This is a genomic window from Cupriavidus taiwanensis (assembly GCF_900249755.1).
Classification (GTDB): Bacteria; Pseudomonadota; Gammaproteobacteria; order Burkholderiales; family Burkholderiaceae; genus Cupriavidus; species Cupriavidus taiwanensis_D.
On record NZ_LT976853.1, the window covers coordinates 1,366,533 to 1,382,512 of the forward strand.

17 protein-coding genes are annotated in these 15,980 nt (G+C 69.4%); 14 read left to right on the forward strand and 3 right to left on the reverse strand.

All coding sequences use genetic code 11. The annotated features are described in order from the left end of the window. Window positions 1-2 precede the first annotated feature (2 nt). The 10 genes from urtE to ureG all read left to right on the forward strand — a co-directional run bounded on the left by urtE (window position 3) and on the right by ureG (window position 7,603). Window positions 3-695, forward strand: a complete 693-nt coding sequence (gene urtE, locus CBM2594_RS06270; protein WP_116356074.1) for an urea ABC transporter ATP-binding subunit UrtE — start codon at window positions 3-5, stop codon at window positions 693-695. A 30-nt stretch (window positions 696-725) separates the two neighbouring features. After that, complete coding sequence (locus CBM2594_RS06275; protein ID WP_116356075.1) at window positions 726-1,595, forward strand: urease accessory protein UreD; 870 nt, start codon at window positions 726-728, stop codon at window positions 1,593-1,595. Between the two features lie 39 nt (window positions 1,596-1,634). Continuing rightward, window positions 1,635-1,937, forward strand: coding sequence for an urease subunit gamma (locus tag CBM2594_RS06280; RefSeq protein ID WP_116356076.1), 303 nt, complete (start codon window positions 1,635-1,637; stop codon window positions 1,935-1,937). A 44-nt stretch (window positions 1,938-1,981) separates the two neighbouring features. Continuing rightward, window positions 1,982-2,593, forward strand: a complete 612-nt coding sequence (locus CBM2594_RS06285; RefSeq protein ID WP_116357714.1) for a HupE/UreJ family protein — start codon at window positions 1,982-1,984, stop codon at window positions 2,591-2,593. Window positions 2,594-2,604: 11 nt separating this feature from the next. Then, on the forward strand, window positions 2,605-2,910 hold the full coding sequence (locus tag CBM2594_RS06290) for an urease subunit beta (protein ID WP_025582391.1): 306 nt from the start codon (window positions 2,605-2,607) through the stop codon (window positions 2,908-2,910). Continuing rightward, the gene (gene ureC, locus CBM2594_RS06295; RefSeq protein ID WP_116356077.1) at window positions 2,910-4,625 is read left to right on the forward strand and encodes an urease subunit alpha; all 1,716 of its coding nucleotides are present in this window, start codon (window positions 2,910-2,912) and stop codon (window positions 4,623-4,625) included. The genes CBM2594_RS06290 and ureC overlap by 1 nt, the downstream gene beginning before the upstream one ends. 30 nt (window positions 4,626-4,655) lie before the next feature. After that, the gene (gene ureE / locus CBM2594_RS06300) at window positions 4,656-5,240 is read left to right on the forward strand and encodes an urease accessory protein UreE (protein WP_116356078.1); all 585 of its coding nucleotides are present in this window, start codon (window positions 4,656-4,658) and stop codon (window positions 5,238-5,240) included. Window positions 5,241-5,919: 679 nt separating this feature from the next. Continuing rightward, window positions 5,920-6,270: a DUF559 domain-containing protein gene (locus CBM2594_RS06305; RefSeq protein WP_116356080.1), complete on the forward strand. Its 351-nt coding sequence runs from the start codon at window positions 5,920-5,922 to the stop codon at window positions 6,268-6,270. Next, window positions 6,267-6,959, forward strand: coding sequence for an urease accessory protein UreF (locus CBM2594_RS06310; RefSeq protein WP_116356081.1), 693 nt, complete (start codon window positions 6,267-6,269; stop codon window positions 6,957-6,959). The genes CBM2594_RS06305 and CBM2594_RS06310 overlap by 4 nt, the downstream gene beginning before the upstream one ends. 14 nt (window positions 6,960-6,973) lie before the next feature. Continuing rightward, complete coding sequence (gene ureG / locus CBM2594_RS06315) at window positions 6,974-7,603, forward strand: urease accessory protein UreG (protein WP_116356082.1); 630 nt, start codon at window positions 6,974-6,976, stop codon at window positions 7,601-7,603. Here ureG and CBM2594_RS06320 read toward each other — a convergent pair. Beyond that, window positions 7,600-8,019 carry a helix-turn-helix domain-containing protein gene (locus CBM2594_RS06320; protein ID WP_232346572.1) on the reverse strand — a complete coding sequence of 140 codons (420 nt, stop codon included), beginning with the start codon at window positions 8,017-8,019 and terminating at the stop codon, window positions 7,600-7,602. The genes ureG and CBM2594_RS06320 overlap by 4 nt on opposite strands. Before the next feature lie 295 nt (window positions 8,020-8,314). Between CBM2594_RS06320 and CBM2594_RS06325 the strand changes: the two genes are divergently transcribed. Beyond that, window positions 8,315-9,148: a hypothetical protein gene (locus CBM2594_RS06325; RefSeq protein WP_116356084.1), complete on the forward strand. Its 834-nt coding sequence runs from the start codon at window positions 8,315-8,317 to the stop codon at window positions 9,146-9,148. Window positions 9,149-9,224: 76 nt separating this feature from the next. Here CBM2594_RS06325 and CBM2594_RS06330 read toward each other — a convergent pair whose 3' ends face one another. Both CBM2594_RS06330 and CBM2594_RS06335 read right to left on the reverse strand, forming a co-directional pair. Beyond that, the gene (locus CBM2594_RS06330; protein WP_116356085.1) at window positions 9,225-9,917 is read right to left on the reverse strand and encodes a glutathione binding-like protein; all 693 of its coding nucleotides are present in this window, start codon (window positions 9,915-9,917) and stop codon (window positions 9,225-9,227) included. A 157-nt stretch (window positions 9,918-10,074) separates the two neighbouring features. Next, entirely contained in the window at window positions 10,075-11,337 is a 1,263-nt protein-coding gene (locus tag CBM2594_RS06335) for an acyl-CoA dehydrogenase family protein (protein WP_116356086.1), read from the reverse strand. 178 nt (window positions 11,338-11,515) lie between these two features. Here CBM2594_RS06335 and CBM2594_RS06340 point away from each other — a divergent pair, with 178 nt between their 5' ends. The 3 genes from CBM2594_RS06340 (at window position 11,516) to ggt (ending at window position 15,920) form a co-directional block, all read left to right on the forward strand. After that, window positions 11,516-12,454, forward strand: a complete 939-nt coding sequence (locus CBM2594_RS06340; protein WP_116356087.1) for a LysR family transcriptional regulator — start codon at window positions 11,516-11,518, stop codon at window positions 12,452-12,454. A gap of 245 nt (window positions 12,455-12,699) precedes the next feature. Next, window positions 12,700-13,923, forward strand: a complete 1,224-nt coding sequence (locus CBM2594_RS06345; RefSeq protein ID WP_116356088.1) for a CAP domain-containing protein — start codon at window positions 12,700-12,702, stop codon at window positions 13,921-13,923. 116 nt (window positions 13,924-14,039) lie between these two features. Further along, entirely contained in the window at window positions 14,040-15,920 is a 1,881-nt protein-coding gene (gene ggt / locus CBM2594_RS06350; RefSeq protein ID WP_116356089.1) for a gamma-glutamyltransferase, read from the forward strand. Window positions 15,921-15,980 lie beyond the last annotated feature (60 nt).

Sequence of the window (15,980 nt, forward strand, 5' to 3'; positions counted from 1 at the left end):
GCATGCTGCAGGTCAACGCACTGAACCAGTTCTACGGCGGCAGCCATATCCTGCGCAACGTCAGTTTCGAGGTGCCGGCGGGCAGGCTGACCACGCTGCTCGGGCGCAACGGCGTCGGCAAGAGCACGCTGCTGAAATGCCTGATGGGCGTGGTGCCGACGCGCAGCGGCAGCATCCACTGGGACGGCAAGCCGCTGGAGAAGAAGCCGCCGTACGAGCGCGTCTCGGCCGGGCTGGCCTATGTGCCGCAGGGGCGCGAGATCTTCCCGCGGCTGACGGTCGAAGAGAACCTGCTGATCGGCGCCGCCAGCCGCGCGCGGCCAGCCGGCGTGCCGGAGCGCATCTACCAGCTGTTCCCGGTGCTGCGCACCATGCGCCTGCGCCGCGGCGGCGACCTGTCCGGCGGGCAGCAGCAGCAACTGGCGATCGGGCGCGCGCTGATGAGCGAGCCGCAACTGCTGATCCTCGACGAGCCGACCGAGGGCATCCAGCCCTCGATCATCCAGGACATCGGCCGCGCGCTGCGGCTGCTGGTCGACGAGTTCGGCATGACGGTGCTGCTGGTCGAGCAGTACTACGAATTCGCGCGGCACATTGCCGACCACTATGTGGTGATGAGCCGCGGCGAAGTGGTCGCGCGCGGCGCCGGCGCCAGCATGGAGCAGGACGGCGTGCGCGAGCTGATTGCCGTGTAGGGCGCTCGCAAGCCCCATTCGCGCCCCCCGATGCGACACCCCGATTTCCCTTCGTCCCTCGCCATGCCGGCGGCCTGGCAGGCCACGCTGCAGCTGCGCTTTGCGCGGCGCGGCGAGCGCACCGCGCTGACCGGGCGGCGCCACCAGGGTCCGCTGCTGGTGCAGAAGCCGCTGTACCCCGAAGGGGGCATCTGCCACGCGGTGATCCTGCATCCGCCGGCCGGCGTGGCCGGCGGCGACAGCCTGGACATCGACGTGACGGTGGAGGACGGCGCGCATGCGGTGCTGGCCACGCCGGGCGCCACCAAGTGGTACAAGTCGCTCGGCCGCGATGCGGCCCAGCGGGTGCGGCTGGCGGTGGGCGCGGGCGCGCGGCTGGACTGGCTGCCGCAGGAGAACATCGTCTTCGACGACGCGCGCGCGCGGATCTCGACCGTGCTCGACGTGGCGCCGGGCGGCAGCGCGATCGGCTGGGATGCCGTGGTGCTCGGCCGGCTGGCCTCGGGCGAGCAGTGGACGCGCGGCGCGCTGTGGCTGGATACGCGCATCGGCACCGGCGAGCGCGCGTTGTGGATCGAGCAAGCGCATCTCGAGGCGGCGTCGCCGCTGCGCACCGCGGTGGGCGGGCTCGACGGGCTCAACGTGCTGGGCACGCTGTGGGCGGTAGGCGAGGGCGCCACGCAGGAACTGGCCGAAGCGCTTGCCGAACGGCTGCCTTATACGCCGGCATTGCGCGCCGGCGTGACCTGCCTGTCCGCCAATGGCCAGCGGATGCTGTTGCTGCGCGTGCTGGGGCAGCAGATGGAAGCGGTGCGCCACGTCATGACCGACAGCTGGCAGGCGCTGCGCCTGCCGGTCCAAGGCGTCGCGGCGCGGCCGCTGCGGCTGTGGGCGACGTAGGCCGCCAGTGCGCAATCGAACACGAAACAGGAACGACAGATGGAACTGACGCCGCGAGAGAAAGACAAGCTGCTGATCTTCACCGCCGCGCTGCTGGCCGAGCGGCGCAAGGCCCGCGGGCTGAAGCTGAACTACCCGGAAGCGGTGGCGCTGATCACCGCCGCCATCATGGAGGGCGCGCGCGACGGCCGCACCGTGGCCGAGCTGATGCACGAGGGCACCACCGTGCTGAGCCGCGACGACGTGATGGACGGCATCGCCGAAATGATCCCCGAGATCCAGGTCGAGGCGACCTTCCCCGACGGCACCAAGCTGGTGACCGTGCACCATCCCATTGTCTGAAGACACCAATCCGAACCGATAACCCATTCGATCCGATGACCGCGATGACCCGTACCGCTTGCCTGCGCCTTGCCCTGGGCGCTTCCCTCACCGTTGCCGCCGGCGCCGCGCTGGCGCATCCCGGCCACGATGCCGCCACCGTCGGCGCCAGCCTGTGGGCCGGCCTGGCGCACCCGTTCACCGGCGCCGACCACCTGCTGGCGATGGCCGCGGTGGGCGTATGGAGCGCACTGGTGGCGCGCTCCGCCGCCGATACGCTGCGCCTGCCGCTGGCCTTCGTGGGCCTGATGCTGGTGGGCGCCGCGCTCGGTCTCGCCGGCATGGCGCTGCCCGCGGTCGAGCCGATGATCGCGGCTTCGCTGCTGGTGATCGGGCTGCTGCTGGCGCTGCGCGCGAAGCTGCCGGCATGGGCCGGCACGCTGCTGGTGGGGGGCTTTGCCGTGTTCCACGGCTTTGCGCACGGCGCGGAACTGCCCGCCAGCGCGGGCGCGCTGCCGGCGGTGCTGGCCTATGTGGGCGGCTTTGCCGCGGCCACCATGGCGCTGCATTTGCTGGGCATCGGCGCCGGCACGCTGCTGCGCCGCCGCGCCGGCTGGCTGGCGCGCGCGGCCGGCGCCGGCGTGGCGCTGTACGGCGCCGGCCTGCTGGTGGCCTGAGGAGGACCGCCATGATTCCCGGTGAACTGATGCCCGCCGACGGCGAGATCGAACTGAACGTCGGCCGCGCCACCGTCAGCGTGACGGTGGCCAATACCGGCGACCGGCCGATCCAGGTCGGCTCGCACTTCCACTTCTACGAGACCAACGCCGCGCTCGCGTTCGAGCGCGAGGCCGCGCGCGGCTTCCGCCTGAATATCGCCGCCGGCACCGCGGTGCGGTTCGAGCCCGGGCAGACGCGTACCGTGGAACTGGTGGCGCTGGCCGGCGACCGCATCGTCTACGGCTTCAACGGCAAGATCATGGGAGCGCTGTGATGGCATCGATCTCCAGGCAGGCCTATGCCGAGATGTTCGGCCCCACCACCGGCGACCGTCTTCGGCTGGCCGACACCGGCCTGATCATCGAAGTCGAGAAGGACTTCACCGTCTACGGCGAGGAAGTGAAGTTCGGTGGCGGCAAGGTGATCCGCGACGGCATGGGGCAGAGCCAGCGCATGGCGAAGGACTGCGTCGACACGGTGATCACCAATGCGCTGATCGTCGACCACTGGGGCATCGTCAAGGCCGATATCGGGCTGAAGCACGGGCGCATCGCGGCGATCGGCAAGGCCGGCAACCCCGACATCCAGCCGGGCGTCACTATCGTGGTCGGGCCGGGTACCGAGGTGATCGCGGCCGAGGGCATGATCGTCACCGCCGGCGGCATCGACAGCCATATCCATTTCATCTGCCCGCAGCAGATCGACGAGGCGCTGATGAGCGGCGTCACCACCATGATCGGCGGCGGCACCGGGCCCGCCACCGGCACCTTCGCCACCACGGTGACGCCGGGGCCGTGGTACATGGAGCGCATGCTGCAGGCGGCCGACGCCTATCCGATGAATATCGGGCTGCTCGGCAAGGGCAACGCCAGCCAGCCGGGGCCGATCCTGGAGCAGGTGGAAGCCGGCGCCATCGGCCTGAAGCTGCATGAAGACTGGGGCACCACGCCGGCGGCGATCGACACCTGCCTGTCGGTGGCGGACGCGACCGATACGCAGGTGGCGATCCACACCGATACGCTCAACGAAGCCGGCTTCGTCGAGGCCACCATCGCCGCGTTCAAGGGCCGCACCATCCATACGTACCACACCGAAGGCGCGGGCGGCGGCCATGCGCCGGACATCATCAAGGTGTGCGGCGAGTCGAACGTGCTGCCGTCGTCGACCAACCCGACGCGCCCGTACACCGTCAACACGCTGGACGAGCATCTCGACATGCTGATGGTGTGCCACCACCTGGACCCGTCGATCGCCGAGGACATCGCCTTCGCAGAAAGCCGCATCCGCCGCGAGACCATCGCCGCCGAGGACATCCTGCACGACCTCGGCGCGTTCTCGATGATCTCGAGCGATTCGCAGGCGATGGGTCGCGTCGGCGAGGTCATCATCCGCACCTGGCAGACCGCGCACAAAATGGCGGCGCAGCGCGGCAAGCTGCCGGGCGATCCGCACGACGCGCGCGGCGGGCACGACAACTTCCGCGTCCGCCGTTATGTCGCCAAGTACACCATCAACCCGGCGCTGACCCATGGCATCGCGCATGAAGTGGGCTCGGTCGAAGCCGGCAAGTGGGCCGACCTGGTGCTGTGGCGTCCCGCCTTCTTCGGCGTCAAGCCCAGCCTGATCCTGAAGGGCGGCATGATCGCCGCGGCGGCGATGGGGGACCCCAATGCCTCGATCCCGACGCCGCAGCCGGTGCACTACCGGCCCATGTTTGCTTCGGCCGGCGGCGCCTTGCATCGCTCCTCGCTGACCTTCGTCTCGCAGGCCGCGCTGGCGGCCGGCATCGGCGAACGCTACGGCCTGGCCAAGACGCTATCCGCCGTGCGCGGCACCCGCACCGTCAGCAAGCGCGACATGATCCACAACGACTGGCAGCCGCACGTCACGGTCGACCCGGAGACCTACCAGGTCGTCGCCGACGGCCAGCTGCTGACCTGCGAGCCCGCCACCGAGCTGCCGATGGCGCAGCGTTACTTCCTGTTCTGACCGGCCGCGGCGCGTGCCGCGGAAATGCCCATGCTGAAGATCGATAAACTCCTCGCCGCTCCGCACGGCATCGCCAGCGTGCTGGTGCGTCGCGCACCCAAGCTGGTACTGCCGTTCGGCGACCGCAGCAAGAGCCGCCTGCGCGCGGTACTCGACAACGGCGCCGACGCCGCGCTGTTCCTGCCGCGCGGCACCGTGCTGCGCGGCGGCGACCTGCTGGTGGCGCAGGACGGCAGCCTGGTCGAGGTGCGGGCCGCTGCGGAATCCGTGCTGGAGGTGCGCGCACAGGACCCGCACGCGCTGATGCGCGCGGCCTACCACCTCGGCAACCGCCACACGCCGGTCGAGATCGGGCGCGACTATCTGCGGCTGGAATATGACGCGGTGCTGGCCGACATGCTGCGGCGGTTGGGCGTGCGCGCGGAACGTGCCGAACTGCCGTTCGAGCCGGAGGCGGGGGCTTATGGGGGTGGGCACAAGCATGGACATGATGCGACGTTCGCCGAGGATTATGCGGCGGCGCAGGCGGTGTTTCGGGAGCATCATGGGCATGGGCATTCGCACGGGCATGAAGACGAGCATGTCCATGGGGAGCATTGCGGGCATCGGCACTGACGTGTTTAATCAGTGCAGGGAGGAGCGCGCGACCATGGCTGACGATATCGAGTTCAACTCGCCCATGCTGACGTCTTTCGCTCGCGGGGCTGCGGGTTCGCTCCCCTCTCCCGCCTGCGGGAGAGGGGCCGGGGGTGAGGGCAGGCGCTTGCATACCGCGGCGCATGACTTCGTTGACACGCCCGGCCCTCACCCCGGCCCTCTCCCGCAAGCGGGAGAGGGAGTACACAGGCGGCAAGCATCAGGCGCTGCGGTGCAGTCCAGCGCTGCGGGTTTGCTCCCCTCTCCCGCCTGCGGGAGAGGGGCAGGGGGTGAGGGCAGGCGCTTGCATACCATGGCGCATGACTTCGTTGACACGCCCGGCCCTCACCCCGGCCCTCTCCCGCAAGCGGGAGAGGGAGTACACAGGCGGCAAGCACCGGGCGCTGCGGTGCAGTCCAGCGCTGCGGGTTTGCTCCCCTCTCCCGCCTGCGGGAGAGGGGCAGGGGGTGAGGGCAGGCGCTTGCATACCGCGGCGCATGACTTCGTTGACACGCCCGGCCCTCACCCCGGCCTTCTCCCGCAAGCGGGAGAAGGAGTACACAGGCGGCAAGCATCGGGCGCTGCGGTGCAGTCCAGCGCTGCGGGTTTGCTCCCCTCTCCCGCTTGCGGGAGAGGGGCAGGGGGTGAGGGCGAGCGTATGCCGAAGCCAGCGTTCGCTCGCTTGCTGCGTGCAAACCAGACCAACGCGGAGCAGCGTCTTTGGTACCGGCTGCGCGACCGTCGCTTCATGGGGTTGAAGTTCAAGCGGCAGCACCCGGTGGGCCCGTTCATTGCCGACTTCGTCTGTATCGAAGCCATGCTGGTGATCGAAGCAGACGGAGGCCAGCATGGCGATGCCCGGGACGGAGCTCGCGATGCCTGGTTCCGGCAGCAAGGCTTCCACGTCTTGCGCTTCTGGAACTCCGAGGTGCTGGCTGAGACCGAAGCGGTGTTGGAAGAAGTTCGCCAATTCGTGCTGGAACGCACCGATCCGCCGAGGTGGCCATGACCCGCCTCCACCAACTCATCTCCCTTCTGCATCTCGCATCCCCCGCCTTGCCGATCGGCGGCTTCAGCTATTCGCAAGGGCTCGAGGCCGCGATCGATTGCGGCAGCGTGAGCGATGCGTCGACCGCCGAGCGCTGGATCTCCGACAACCTGAAGCATGTCCAGGCGCAATGCGAGGCACCGCTGTGGCTGCTGCTGCATCGCCACTGGCAGGCCGGCGACGCCGCACAGGTACGCAGCTGGAACGACTGGTTCCACGCCACCCGCGAGACCTCCGAGTTGCGGCTGGAGACCGAGCAGATGGGTTGGTCGCTGGCCCGGCTGATCGCGCAGATGGAGTGGGGCACGCCCGCATTGCGCGACACGCTGGCCACGCTGTCGCCCGTTTGCCTGCCGACCGCGTTCACCGCCGCCTGCGTCGCGCTGGAGATCGGCGCGCGCGACGGCCTGGCCGCCTATTGCTTCAACTGGGCGGAGAATCAGGTGGCCGCCGCGATCAAGGCGGTGCCGCTGGGGCAGGTGGCGGGGCAGCACATGCTGCGCCGCCTGCATGGCGCCGTGCTCGATACCGTCGACGAAGCCGAGCGCCGCGCCGATGCCACGCCGCCGCAACTGTCGACGTTTTCCCCGATGCTGGGCTTGCTGTGCGCACGCCACGAAACGCAGTACTCCCGGCTGTTCCGATCCTGAACCGATACCGCACCATGACCCACGCCCGTACCAAGACCAACCCTCCGCTGCGCGTCGGCGTCGGCGGCCCCGTCGGCTCCGGCAAGACCACGCTGCTGGAGATGCTGTGCAAGGCGATGCGCGACCGCTATGACCTGGTCGCGATCACCAACGACATCTACACCAAGGAAGACCAGCGCCTGCTGACCATCTCCGGCGCGCTGCCGGCCGAGCGCATCCTGGGCGTGGAGACCGGAGGCTGCCCCCACACCGCGATCCGCGAGGACGCTTCGATCAACCTGGAAGCGGTGGATCGCATGCTGTCGCGCTTCCCCGATGCCGACGTGGTCTTCATCGAGTCCGGCGGCGACAACCTGGCCGCGACCTTCAGCCCAGAACTTTCTGATTTGACGATCTACGTGATCGACGTCGCCGGCGGCGAGAAAATTCCCAGGAAAGGTGGGCCGGGCATTACCAAGTCGGACCTGCTGGTGATCAACAAGACCGACCTGGCGCCGTATGTGGGCGCATCGCTGCCGGTGATGGAAAGCGATGCGCGCAAGATGCGCGGCACCCGGCCGTTCGTGATGGGCAGCGTCAAGTCGGGGCAGGGCCTGGACGAGGTGATCCGCTTTATCGAACGGCAGGGCATGCTGGGGCTCTAGCCTTCCTGGCCGGGGTCGGCTTCGGGTGCGAGCCTTGCGGCGGGACTGCCGTGCCCCAGCGGCGGGCGGAAACTGCCCTTGCCGGCCAGCGCCCGCGCCACCGCGGCCACCAGGTTCAGCTCGGGCTCGCTCAGCTCGGCCATATGGTGCACGGTGGCCTCGATTGCCGCGCGCTGGCGGTTGCCGAACGGCGCGCGCGATTGTTCCACCTGCAGCTGGCTGGCGTCGTGGCGGCTGAAGTCGAGCATCTCGGCGGTGGGTACGGCCAGGGTCTCGGCCAGGCGGCAGATGTTGGCCAGCGCCAGGTTGCGCTTGCCGCTTTCGATGCCGCTCAGGTACGAGCGCGACAGCCCGCTTTCGAGCGAAAGGGTCTCCTGGGACCAGCCTCGTTGCTTGCGTAGCCAGGCGAGATGCAATCCGAAAAGTCTGAGATTTCGAGAGGTCATGGGATCAACAAAAGTTCGGAGTGGTCTGAGGCTAAGGGTTTGACCTTGAGGCCACGACAACTTATCCTCATCCTCACTATCGGTGTCCGATCCGCAAATTGAGGGACGCGCCAGGCAATGGCGCGGCACGATGGCATCAACCGGGCGGCCTCATCGCAGCGCCGCGCCAGACGGGTCATTGCGCAAGACCGAGCGTCACGCCGCCACGCGTGCGCCGTCTGCGCGGGCAGGCGCAGCGCGCCTGCCGCCCTGCAGGGGGATTGCCATGCAGATCTTCACGCTGTTCGAGGCGCGCATGCGCGCCATCGATGCCGACCGCTGCGCGCCGTCGGATTTCACTCCCGGATTCCAGCCACGCTTGCTTGCCGCCGCTGCCGGTCTCGGCTGCACCTGCGACTACGTCTTCCTCTGCGCCGGCGAGCGCCAGCCTGAATTTTCAGCGGATTGCCATGAATGGTGGGGCTGCCTGCGCGGCGGCCTGCGGCTGTATTCGCCCGGACGCGGCAGCCTGATGCTCGGCGGCGGCGAACTGTTCGCGCCCGCGCCGGGCGTGCCGATGCAGGTGCAGGCGGTGGCCGACACCATCCTGGTGCGCGCGGTGCCGCAAGGCCCGGCCGATGCCGCACGTCCCGTGGTCATGCCCGCGGGCGCGTGGCACTGCGCGCTGGGCGCGATCGCCCCGGCCGGCGCCGATGGCGGGGCGCAAGCGCATGCGTTGACTGACGTGCTGGAGGTGGATGAGCGGCTGGCGCAGCCGGGTATGCGCCCGGAGTTCGTCCAGCTGGATGAGTCGACGGATGACTGGGGCCGGCGGCTGCAGGCGCGCGGCTTGCGCTGGGCGCTGTGTTACCGGGGCGCCGTTGCCCTGCACTGGCATGGCGCGCTGGTGCGGGCCGGGGGCGACATGGCCTTCCTGCAGCCCGGCGCGCTCTACGCGCCGGACGCGCATGAGTCATGCCGGCTCGACGTGCTGGTGCCGGGCACCGGCCTGCTGTGCTGCTTCGGGCCGGGCGATGCCCCGCATGACGGCGCGGTTGCCCGCGGCGGCCGCCGCGCGGACGGGCAGGCGGTGGCGCGCGATGTGCTGGCGCTGGCCTGACCGCCCGCGTGCCCGCACACCGGCGCCATGCGCAAACGGCGCAGCCGCCGGCCGGCGCGCGGGGTTCAGTGATGCTTCAGTGACGCTTGTACTGCGTGGCGCCGAACAGCACTTCGCGCGCCTTGTCGTCCTGCAGCGCCTTGCGCGCGCTGGCCAGCACCTCGACGCCGCGCTTGACCGCGGGACGCTCGGCGATCTCGTTGAACCAGCGCTTCAGGTGAGGATAGTCGTCCAGCTCGACGCCCTGGTTCTGCCAGCTGCGCAGCCACGGGAAGGTGGCGATGTCGGCGATGGTGTACTGGTCGCCCGCCAGCCATTCGTGCTTCGACAACTGCGTGTCGATCACGCCGTACAGGCGCCTGGCTTCATTGGTGTAGCGGTTGACCGCGTATTCGATCTTCTCGGGCGCATAGATGCGGAAGTGGTGCGCCTGGCCCAGCATCGGGCCCACGCCGCCCATCTGGAACATCAGCCACTGCAGCGCCTCGTACTTGCCGCGCACGTCCCCGGGCAGGAACTTGCCGGTCTTGCCGGCCAGGTAGAGCAGGATGGCGCCCGATTCGAACAGCGAGATCGGCTTTCCATCGGGGCCCTCCGGGTCGACGATGGCGGGAATCTTGTTGTTGGGGCTGATCTTCAGGAAGTCTTCGCCGAACTGGTCGCCGGCGCCGATGTTGATCGGGTGGACCTTGTACTCCAGTCCGCATTCCTCCAGCATGATGTGGACTTTGTGGCCATTGGGCGTGGCCCAGCTGTAGACGTCGATCATTGCAGGGATCTCCTGGCTGCATTCATGGGAACGGCCACATCAACCACTGACGTGGCGAACCGCGCGATTTAAGCACAGAAGAAAAAAACGCGCAGCCAGGCTGCGCGTTTTCCATATTGCCGGCAGGGGCAGGCCCCGACGGCGCGTTGCGGCGCGCTCAGAAGCCGCGTGCCACCGGCATCTTGATGCTGTCCGGGTTGACGTTCATGTGCTTGGCCAGCTCCAGCTTGGCGATGGCGTTGCGGTGCACCTCGTCCGGGCCATCGGCCAGGCGCAGCGTGCGCTGGTGCGCCCACCAGTTGGCCAGCGGGAAGTCGCTGGAAACGCCGGCGGCGCCATGGACCTGGATGGCCCAGTCGATCACCTTCAGCGCCACGTTGGGCGCCACCACCTTGATCATGGCGATCTCGGCCTTGGCCACCTTGTTGCCGACCGTGTCCATCATGTAGGCGGCCTTGAGCGTCAGCAGGCGCGCCATCTCGATCTCGCAGCGGGCTTCGGCGATGCGCTCCTGCGTCACGCCCTGGCTCGACACCGGCTTGCCGAACGCGACGCGCGACAGCGCGCGCTTGCACAGCAGTTCCAGCGCGCGCTCGGCCACGCCGATGCTGCGCATGCAGTGGTGGATGCGGCCCGGGCCGAGGCGGCCCTGCGCGATCTCGAAGCCGCGGCCTTCGCCCAGCAGGATGTTCGAGACCGGCACGCGCACGTTCTTCAGCTCGATCTCCATATGGCCGTGCGGCGCGTCGTCATAGCCGAACACCGGCAGGAAGCGCTTGATGGTGATGCCCGGGGTATCGGCCGGCACCACCACCATCGACTGCTGCTCATGGCGGCCGGCGTCGGGATCGGTCTTGCCCATCACGATGTAGACCTTGCAGCGCGGGTCGCCGGCGCCCGACGACCACCACTTGGTGCCGTTGATCACGTAGTGGTCGCCATCGCGCTCGATGCGGCATTCGATATTGGTCGCATCCGACGAAGCCACGGCCGGCTCGGTCATCAGGAAGGCCGAGCGGATCTCGCCGGCCAGCAGCGGCTCCAGCCACTTGTCCTTCAGTTCTTCCGACGCGTAGCGCTCCAGCGTTTCCATGTTGCCGGTGTCCGGGGCGGCGCAGTTGAACACCTCGGGCGACCAGGGCACCCGGCCCATGATCTCGCACAGCGTGGCGTATTCCAGGTTCGACAGGCCCTGCGGGGCGCGCGGCGAGCGCGGCAGGAACAGGTTCCACAAGCCGGCGGCGCGCGCCAGCGGCTTCAGCTCCTCGATCACCTTGGTCGGGATCCAGGCGTTGCCGGCGCGGCGGTTGGCGTCGATCTCCTCGGCGAAGCGCTTTTCGTTCGGATAGATGTGCTGGTCGAAGAAGGCCAGCAGCTTGGCCTGCATCTCCTTGACCTTCGGGCTGTACTCGAAATCCATGTGGTCTCCTCGCTACGGGATCGGTGGGCGCCGGGTGTCACCGGCGCCGGTTTGGCTTCGTCTAAGGGCAATAACTCTGCCGATGGAATGCACTCTATCTGAAAGCCGGTAATTAGAAAAATGAATTTACTGGATTTGCCAGTATCAATTCCCTGCATTCCGTGCCAGAATCACCAGCATGCAGCTCTCCCGCATCGACCTCAACCTCTTCGTCGTGTTCGACGCCATCTACAGCGAAGGCAGCATCACCGCGGCCGCGCGCCAGCTCAACCTGACGCAGCCGGCGGTCAGCCACGCGCTGGGGCGGCTGCGCACGCTGTTCGACGATCCGCTGTTCGAGCGGCGCGGCCAGGGCATGGCGCCCACGCCGCTGGCCCGTTCGCTGGCGGCCGAGGTACGCAGCGCGCTGCAATCGTTCGCGCGCACGCTGCAGGACACGCCGCACTTCGACCCCACCAACACCGTGCGCCGCTTCACCATCGGCATGCGCGACGCGCTCGAGTCGACGCTGCTGCCGCCGCTGATGAGCCGCGTCACGGCGATGGCGCCGCAGGTGGAAATCGCGGCGATCCGCTTCGACCGGCGCGAGATGGAATCGGAACTGCTGGCCGGCACCATCGACGCCGCGCTCGATATCCTGCTGCCGGTGTCGCCGGCGATCCACCATGCGCCATTCATGGCCGACCCGATGGTGGTGCTGGCGCGGCGCGACCATCCGCTGGTGAAGAAGGAGCTGACGCTGGAGCGCTACCTGGCGGCCGAGCACGTGCACGTGTCGTCGCGGCGGCGCGGGGCCGGGCTGGAAGACCAGGCACTGCATCGCATGGGGCTGACCCGGCGCGTGCGGCTGCGCTGCCAGCATTACGCCGCGGCGTGCCGCGTGGTCAGCTGCACCGACCTGCTGGCCACGCTGCCGCTGCGCTATGCGCGCATCGCCAACGAGCCCTATGCCAACCGGCTACTGTCGCTGCCGTTCAAGGTGCCGTCGCTGGAGCTGCACCTGTACTGGCACGCGGGCGGCGAGAACGACGGCGCCAACCGCTGGCTGCGCGAGCAGCTGATGGCGGTGATGGCCTCGCTCGGCAGCGGCATGGCCGACGTGGCCGCGGCGGGCTGACGGCGCGCACTGGCACGGCGACAATCCGCCCGGGTGCGGCGCGCGCGGGTCACACGTAAGCAATTGTTCTCGGGCTAGACCCTCGCGGTCGCGGCCCATACCATCGTCCCGTCTTTCTGCCCCGGCGCCATCACAGCGAGCCCGTGCTGCACGGTGGCCCGCGATGGATGTCGCGCCGGCTGTCCGCGATCGCGGATCCCGCGGGCAGACCCATTCGCCGAACTCCACCACGACGACTCAGACCGATGACCGGGAAACGCTTGCCTGCCGATTGCCAATCGAACCCTCTGCGCCGCGCGCCGCGCACCACGCTGGCCCTGACCACGCTCTGTACCGCCGCCGCGCTGGCGCTGGCCGCCTGCGGCGGTGGCGATGGCGGTGACGGTGGCACGCCGGCAAGCGCCGCAGGCGGGTCCGCCCCGTCCGGCGCGCAAGCGGGCGCACAGGCGGGCGCGCCGGCTGGCGGCCAGGGCGCAGCCACGTCCCCGACATCGCCCACCGGCTCCACCACCAACACCACTACCACGGCCAGGGCCTGCTATACCGTCAGCGGTGCGGCGCCGGCCGCCGCGCCGGGCAGCGGCATCTCGCTGCTGCCGGCGCGCGGCAGCGCGGTCAGCAACTACCGCGTGCTGGAAGAGCCGCGCACCGCGGGCCTGTGCTACGCCAACTATCGCCGCGAGCAGGTGGGCCTGCCGCCGCTGGCCGCGCGCGACCCGCTCAATGCCGCCGCGCAGGCCCACACGGACTATATGCTGGCCAACGCCACGCTGACGCACGACGAAAGCAGCGGCAATCCGGGCTACACCGGCGCCACCGCCCACGAGCGCATCCAGGCCGCATATCCGACCGACGCCACCGCGGAAGTGGTGGCCGGCGCCAACCGCTGGACCTCGGTGGCCAATGCGCAGCTGTCGATGTCGCCCAAGGACGCGCTGGTGTCGGACCTGGTGGACGCGCCGTTCCACCGCGCCGCGCTGCTGGGCAGCTATGGCTCGGCCGGCAGCGGCTTTGCCGAGCGCGTCGGCGCCGACGGCAGCGGCACCTCGGCCAGCTACTACCAGACCGTCGACCTCGCCGACCGCGTCAAGGGCGGCAGCGACAGCCAGATGGTGGCCTATCCGTTCGATGGCCAGAACGACGTGCCGGTCAACTGGGTCAACACCGAAAGCCCCAACCCGGCGCCGGGCTATGAAAGCCGCACCATGGGCTACCCGGTGTCGCTGCAGGCGGTCAATACCTCGCTGCAGTTCGATGCCGACAACTTCGTCATTACCGATGCGCAGGGCGGCAACGTCAACTGCATCAAGGTCGACAGCCGTTCGTCGGGCCTGAGCAGCGCAGCGCGCGGCCTGGCGGTGTGCACGCCGGTGGCGCCGCTGGCGAGCCAGCAGCGCTATACCGTGCGGGTGACAGGCCGGCTCGGCGCGCAGCCGGTCGACCTGAGCTGGTCGTTCACCACGCGCTGACCCTTTCCGAGGGCAGGGCCGCCGCCAGGGCGGGATGTGGCGGGCGCCAGACTTCCGCCTCCCGGGATGCCCGGATCGACACTACAATCGTCTGATCCTGCTCCCGGAGATATCGCATGGCTCACCCTGACCTTACTTCGATGGCGTGGCGCGGCGCGCTGGCGCTGGCCCTGTCGGCGCTGCTCGGTGCCTGCGCCGCCCCGGGCGCAGGCCCGGCCACCGCGGACGCCACGGCTGCGCCCGCTGCCGCAACCCCGCCCGCGGCGCTGCCGCCTGCGCCGGAAGTGGCTTCGGGCTACCGCCCCGGCATGGCCACCGTCTTCGCGCAGCGCCATATGGCGGCCGCGGCCAATCCGCTCGCCACTGAGGCCGGGCGCGCGATGCTGCGCCAGGGCGGGTCGGCCATCGACGCCGCCATCGCCATGCAGGCGGTGCTGACGCTGGTCGAGCCGCAGGCCACCGGCATCGGCGGCGGCGCCTTCATCATGTACTGGGACGGCAAGAACGTGCAGGCCTTCGACGGCCGCGAGACCGCTCCCGCCGGCGCCACCGAGAACCTGTTCATGCGCCCGGACGGCAAGCCGATGGCATTCAGCGAGGCCCAGATCGGCGGGCGCTCGGTCGGCACGCCGGGGGTGATGCGCGCGTTGGAGATGGTCCACCGCAAGCACGGGCGCCTGCCCTGGGCCAGGCTGTTCCAGCCCGCCATCGAGCTGGCGGAGAAGGGCTTCCCGATCTCGCAGCGGCTCTACACGCAGGTCGCGGCCGACAAGTTCCTGGCCAGTTCGCCCGAGATGGCCGCGTACTTCCTCGATGCCCAGGGCAAGCCCAAGCCGGCCGGCACGGTGCTGAAGAACCCGAAGCTGGCGCAGACGCTGCGCGACATTGCCCGGCGCGGCGCGGGCGTGCTCTACGGCGGCCCGATCGCGCGCGATATCGTCGCCAGGGTGAACAGCGGCAGCAATGCCGGCTCGCTGTCGCTGGCCGACCTGGGCAGCTACCGCGCCAAGCAGCGCGTGCCGGTGTGCACCGACTACAAGCGCTGGAAGATCTGCGGCATGCCGCCGCCGTCGTCGGGCGGCATCGCCATCGCGCAGATCCTCGGCACGCTGCAGGCGCTGGAAACCAAGAACCCGAAATACGCGCTGGCGGCGCTCAAGCCGCAGCGCGTGAACACGCCGGCGCAGCTCGAAGCCCATCCTGACGCCGTCCATGCGATTGCCGAGGCCGATCGCCTGGCCTATGCCGACCGCGGCCTGTACGTCGCCGATACGGACTTCGTGCCGGTCGATGTCAGCGGCATGGTCAACCCGTCCTACCTCGCCGTGCGCGCCGAACTGATCGGCGACCAGAGCATGGGCAAGGCCCAGCCGGGCACGCCGCCGGGCGCAACAATGGCCTACGCGCCGGACCGCTCGCCGCCGCGCCTTTCCACCTCGCAGATCGTGGCCGTCGACGATCGCGGCGGCGCGATCTCGATGACCACCACGATCGAGTCGTACTTCGGCTCGCATCTGATGGTGCGCGGCTTCATGCTGAACAACCAGCTCACCGACTTCTCCTTCGTGCCCAGCGAAAACGGCAAGCCGGTGGCCAACCGCGTGCAGCCGGGCAAGCGCCCGCGTTCATCGATGGCGCCGACGCTGGTGTTCGACCGCCAGAGCGGCCAGCTGGTGGCAACGCTCGGCTCGCCGGGCGGCTCGCAGATCATCGAGTACGTATCCAAGGCGCTGGTCGGCATGCTCGACTGGAACCTGGACCCGCAGGCGGCGATCGGCATGGGCAACTTCGGCAGCCGCAACGGCCCCACCGAAGTCGAGCAGGGCCTGGTATCGCCTGGGCTGGTGCAGGCACTGCAGGCGCGCGGCCACCAGGTGACGGCGATCGAGATGACCAGCGGCACGCAGGCGATCGTGCGCCGCCAGGGGCCGGACGGGAAGACGGTGTGGGCCGGCGGGGCGGATCCGCGGCGGGAGGGGGTGGCGTTGGGGGATTGAGACGGAGGTTGGCTATCCGTCCCGGCACCGCCGGTTTGCTCCCCTCTCCCGCGTGCGGGA

Bases quoted from the DNA above. Each gene is read 5' to 3' on its own strand.
- CBM2594_RS06340 (WP_116356087.1), top strand. From the start codon at position 11,516: ATGCAGCTCTCCCGCATCGACCTCAACCTCTTCGTCGTGTTCGACGCC.
- CBM2594_RS06305 (WP_116356080.1), top strand. From the start codon at position 5,920: ATGCCGAAGCCAGCGTTCGCTCGCTTGCTGCGTGCAAACCAGACCAAC.
- CBM2594_RS06310 (WP_116356081.1), top strand. From the start codon at position 6,267: ATGACCCGCCTCCACCAACTCATCTCCCTTCTGCATCTCGCATCCCCC.
- CBM2594_RS06280 (WP_116356076.1), top strand. From the start codon at position 1,635: ATGGAACTGACGCCGCGAGAGAAAGACAAGCTGCTGATCTTCACCGCC.
- urtE (WP_116356074.1), top strand. From the start codon at position 3: ATGCTGCAGGTCAACGCACTGAACCAGTTCTACGGCGGCAGCCATATC.
- CBM2594_RS06330 (WP_116356085.1), bottom strand. From the start codon at position 9,917: ATGATCGACGTCTACAGCTGGGCCACGCCCAATGGCCACAAAGTCCAC.
- CBM2594_RS06290 (WP_025582391.1), top strand. From the start codon at position 2,605: ATGATTCCCGGTGAACTGATGCCCGCCGACGGCGAGATCGAACTGAAC.
- ureC (WP_116356077.1), top strand. From the start codon at position 2,910: ATGGCATCGATCTCCAGGCAGGCCTATGCCGAGATGTTCGGCCCCACC.
- CBM2594_RS06275 (WP_116356075.1), top strand. From the start codon at position 726: ATGCGACACCCCGATTTCCCTTCGTCCCTCGCCATGCCGGCGGCCTGG.
- ureG (WP_116356082.1), top strand. From the start codon at position 6,974: ATGACCCACGCCCGTACCAAGACCAACCCTCCGCTGCGCGTCGGCGTC.
- CBM2594_RS06335 (WP_116356086.1), bottom strand. From the start codon at position 11,337: ATGGATTTCGAGTACAGCCCGAAGGTCAAGGAGATGCAGGCCAAGCTG.
- ureE (WP_116356078.1), top strand. From the start codon at position 4,656: ATGCTGAAGATCGATAAACTCCTCGCCGCTCCGCACGGCATCGCCAGC.
- ggt (WP_116356089.1), top strand. From the start codon at position 14,040: ATGGCTCACCCTGACCTTACTTCGATGGCGTGGCGCGGCGCGCTGGCG.
- CBM2594_RS06345 (WP_116356088.1), top strand. From the start codon at position 12,700: ATGACCGGGAAACGCTTGCCTGCCGATTGCCAATCGAACCCTCTGCGC.
- CBM2594_RS06325 (WP_116356084.1), top strand. From the start codon at position 8,315: ATGCAGATCTTCACGCTGTTCGAGGCGCGCATGCGCGCCATCGATGCC.
- CBM2594_RS06285 (WP_116357714.1), top strand. From the start codon at position 1,982: ATGACCCGTACCGCTTGCCTGCGCCTTGCCCTGGGCGCTTCCCTCACC.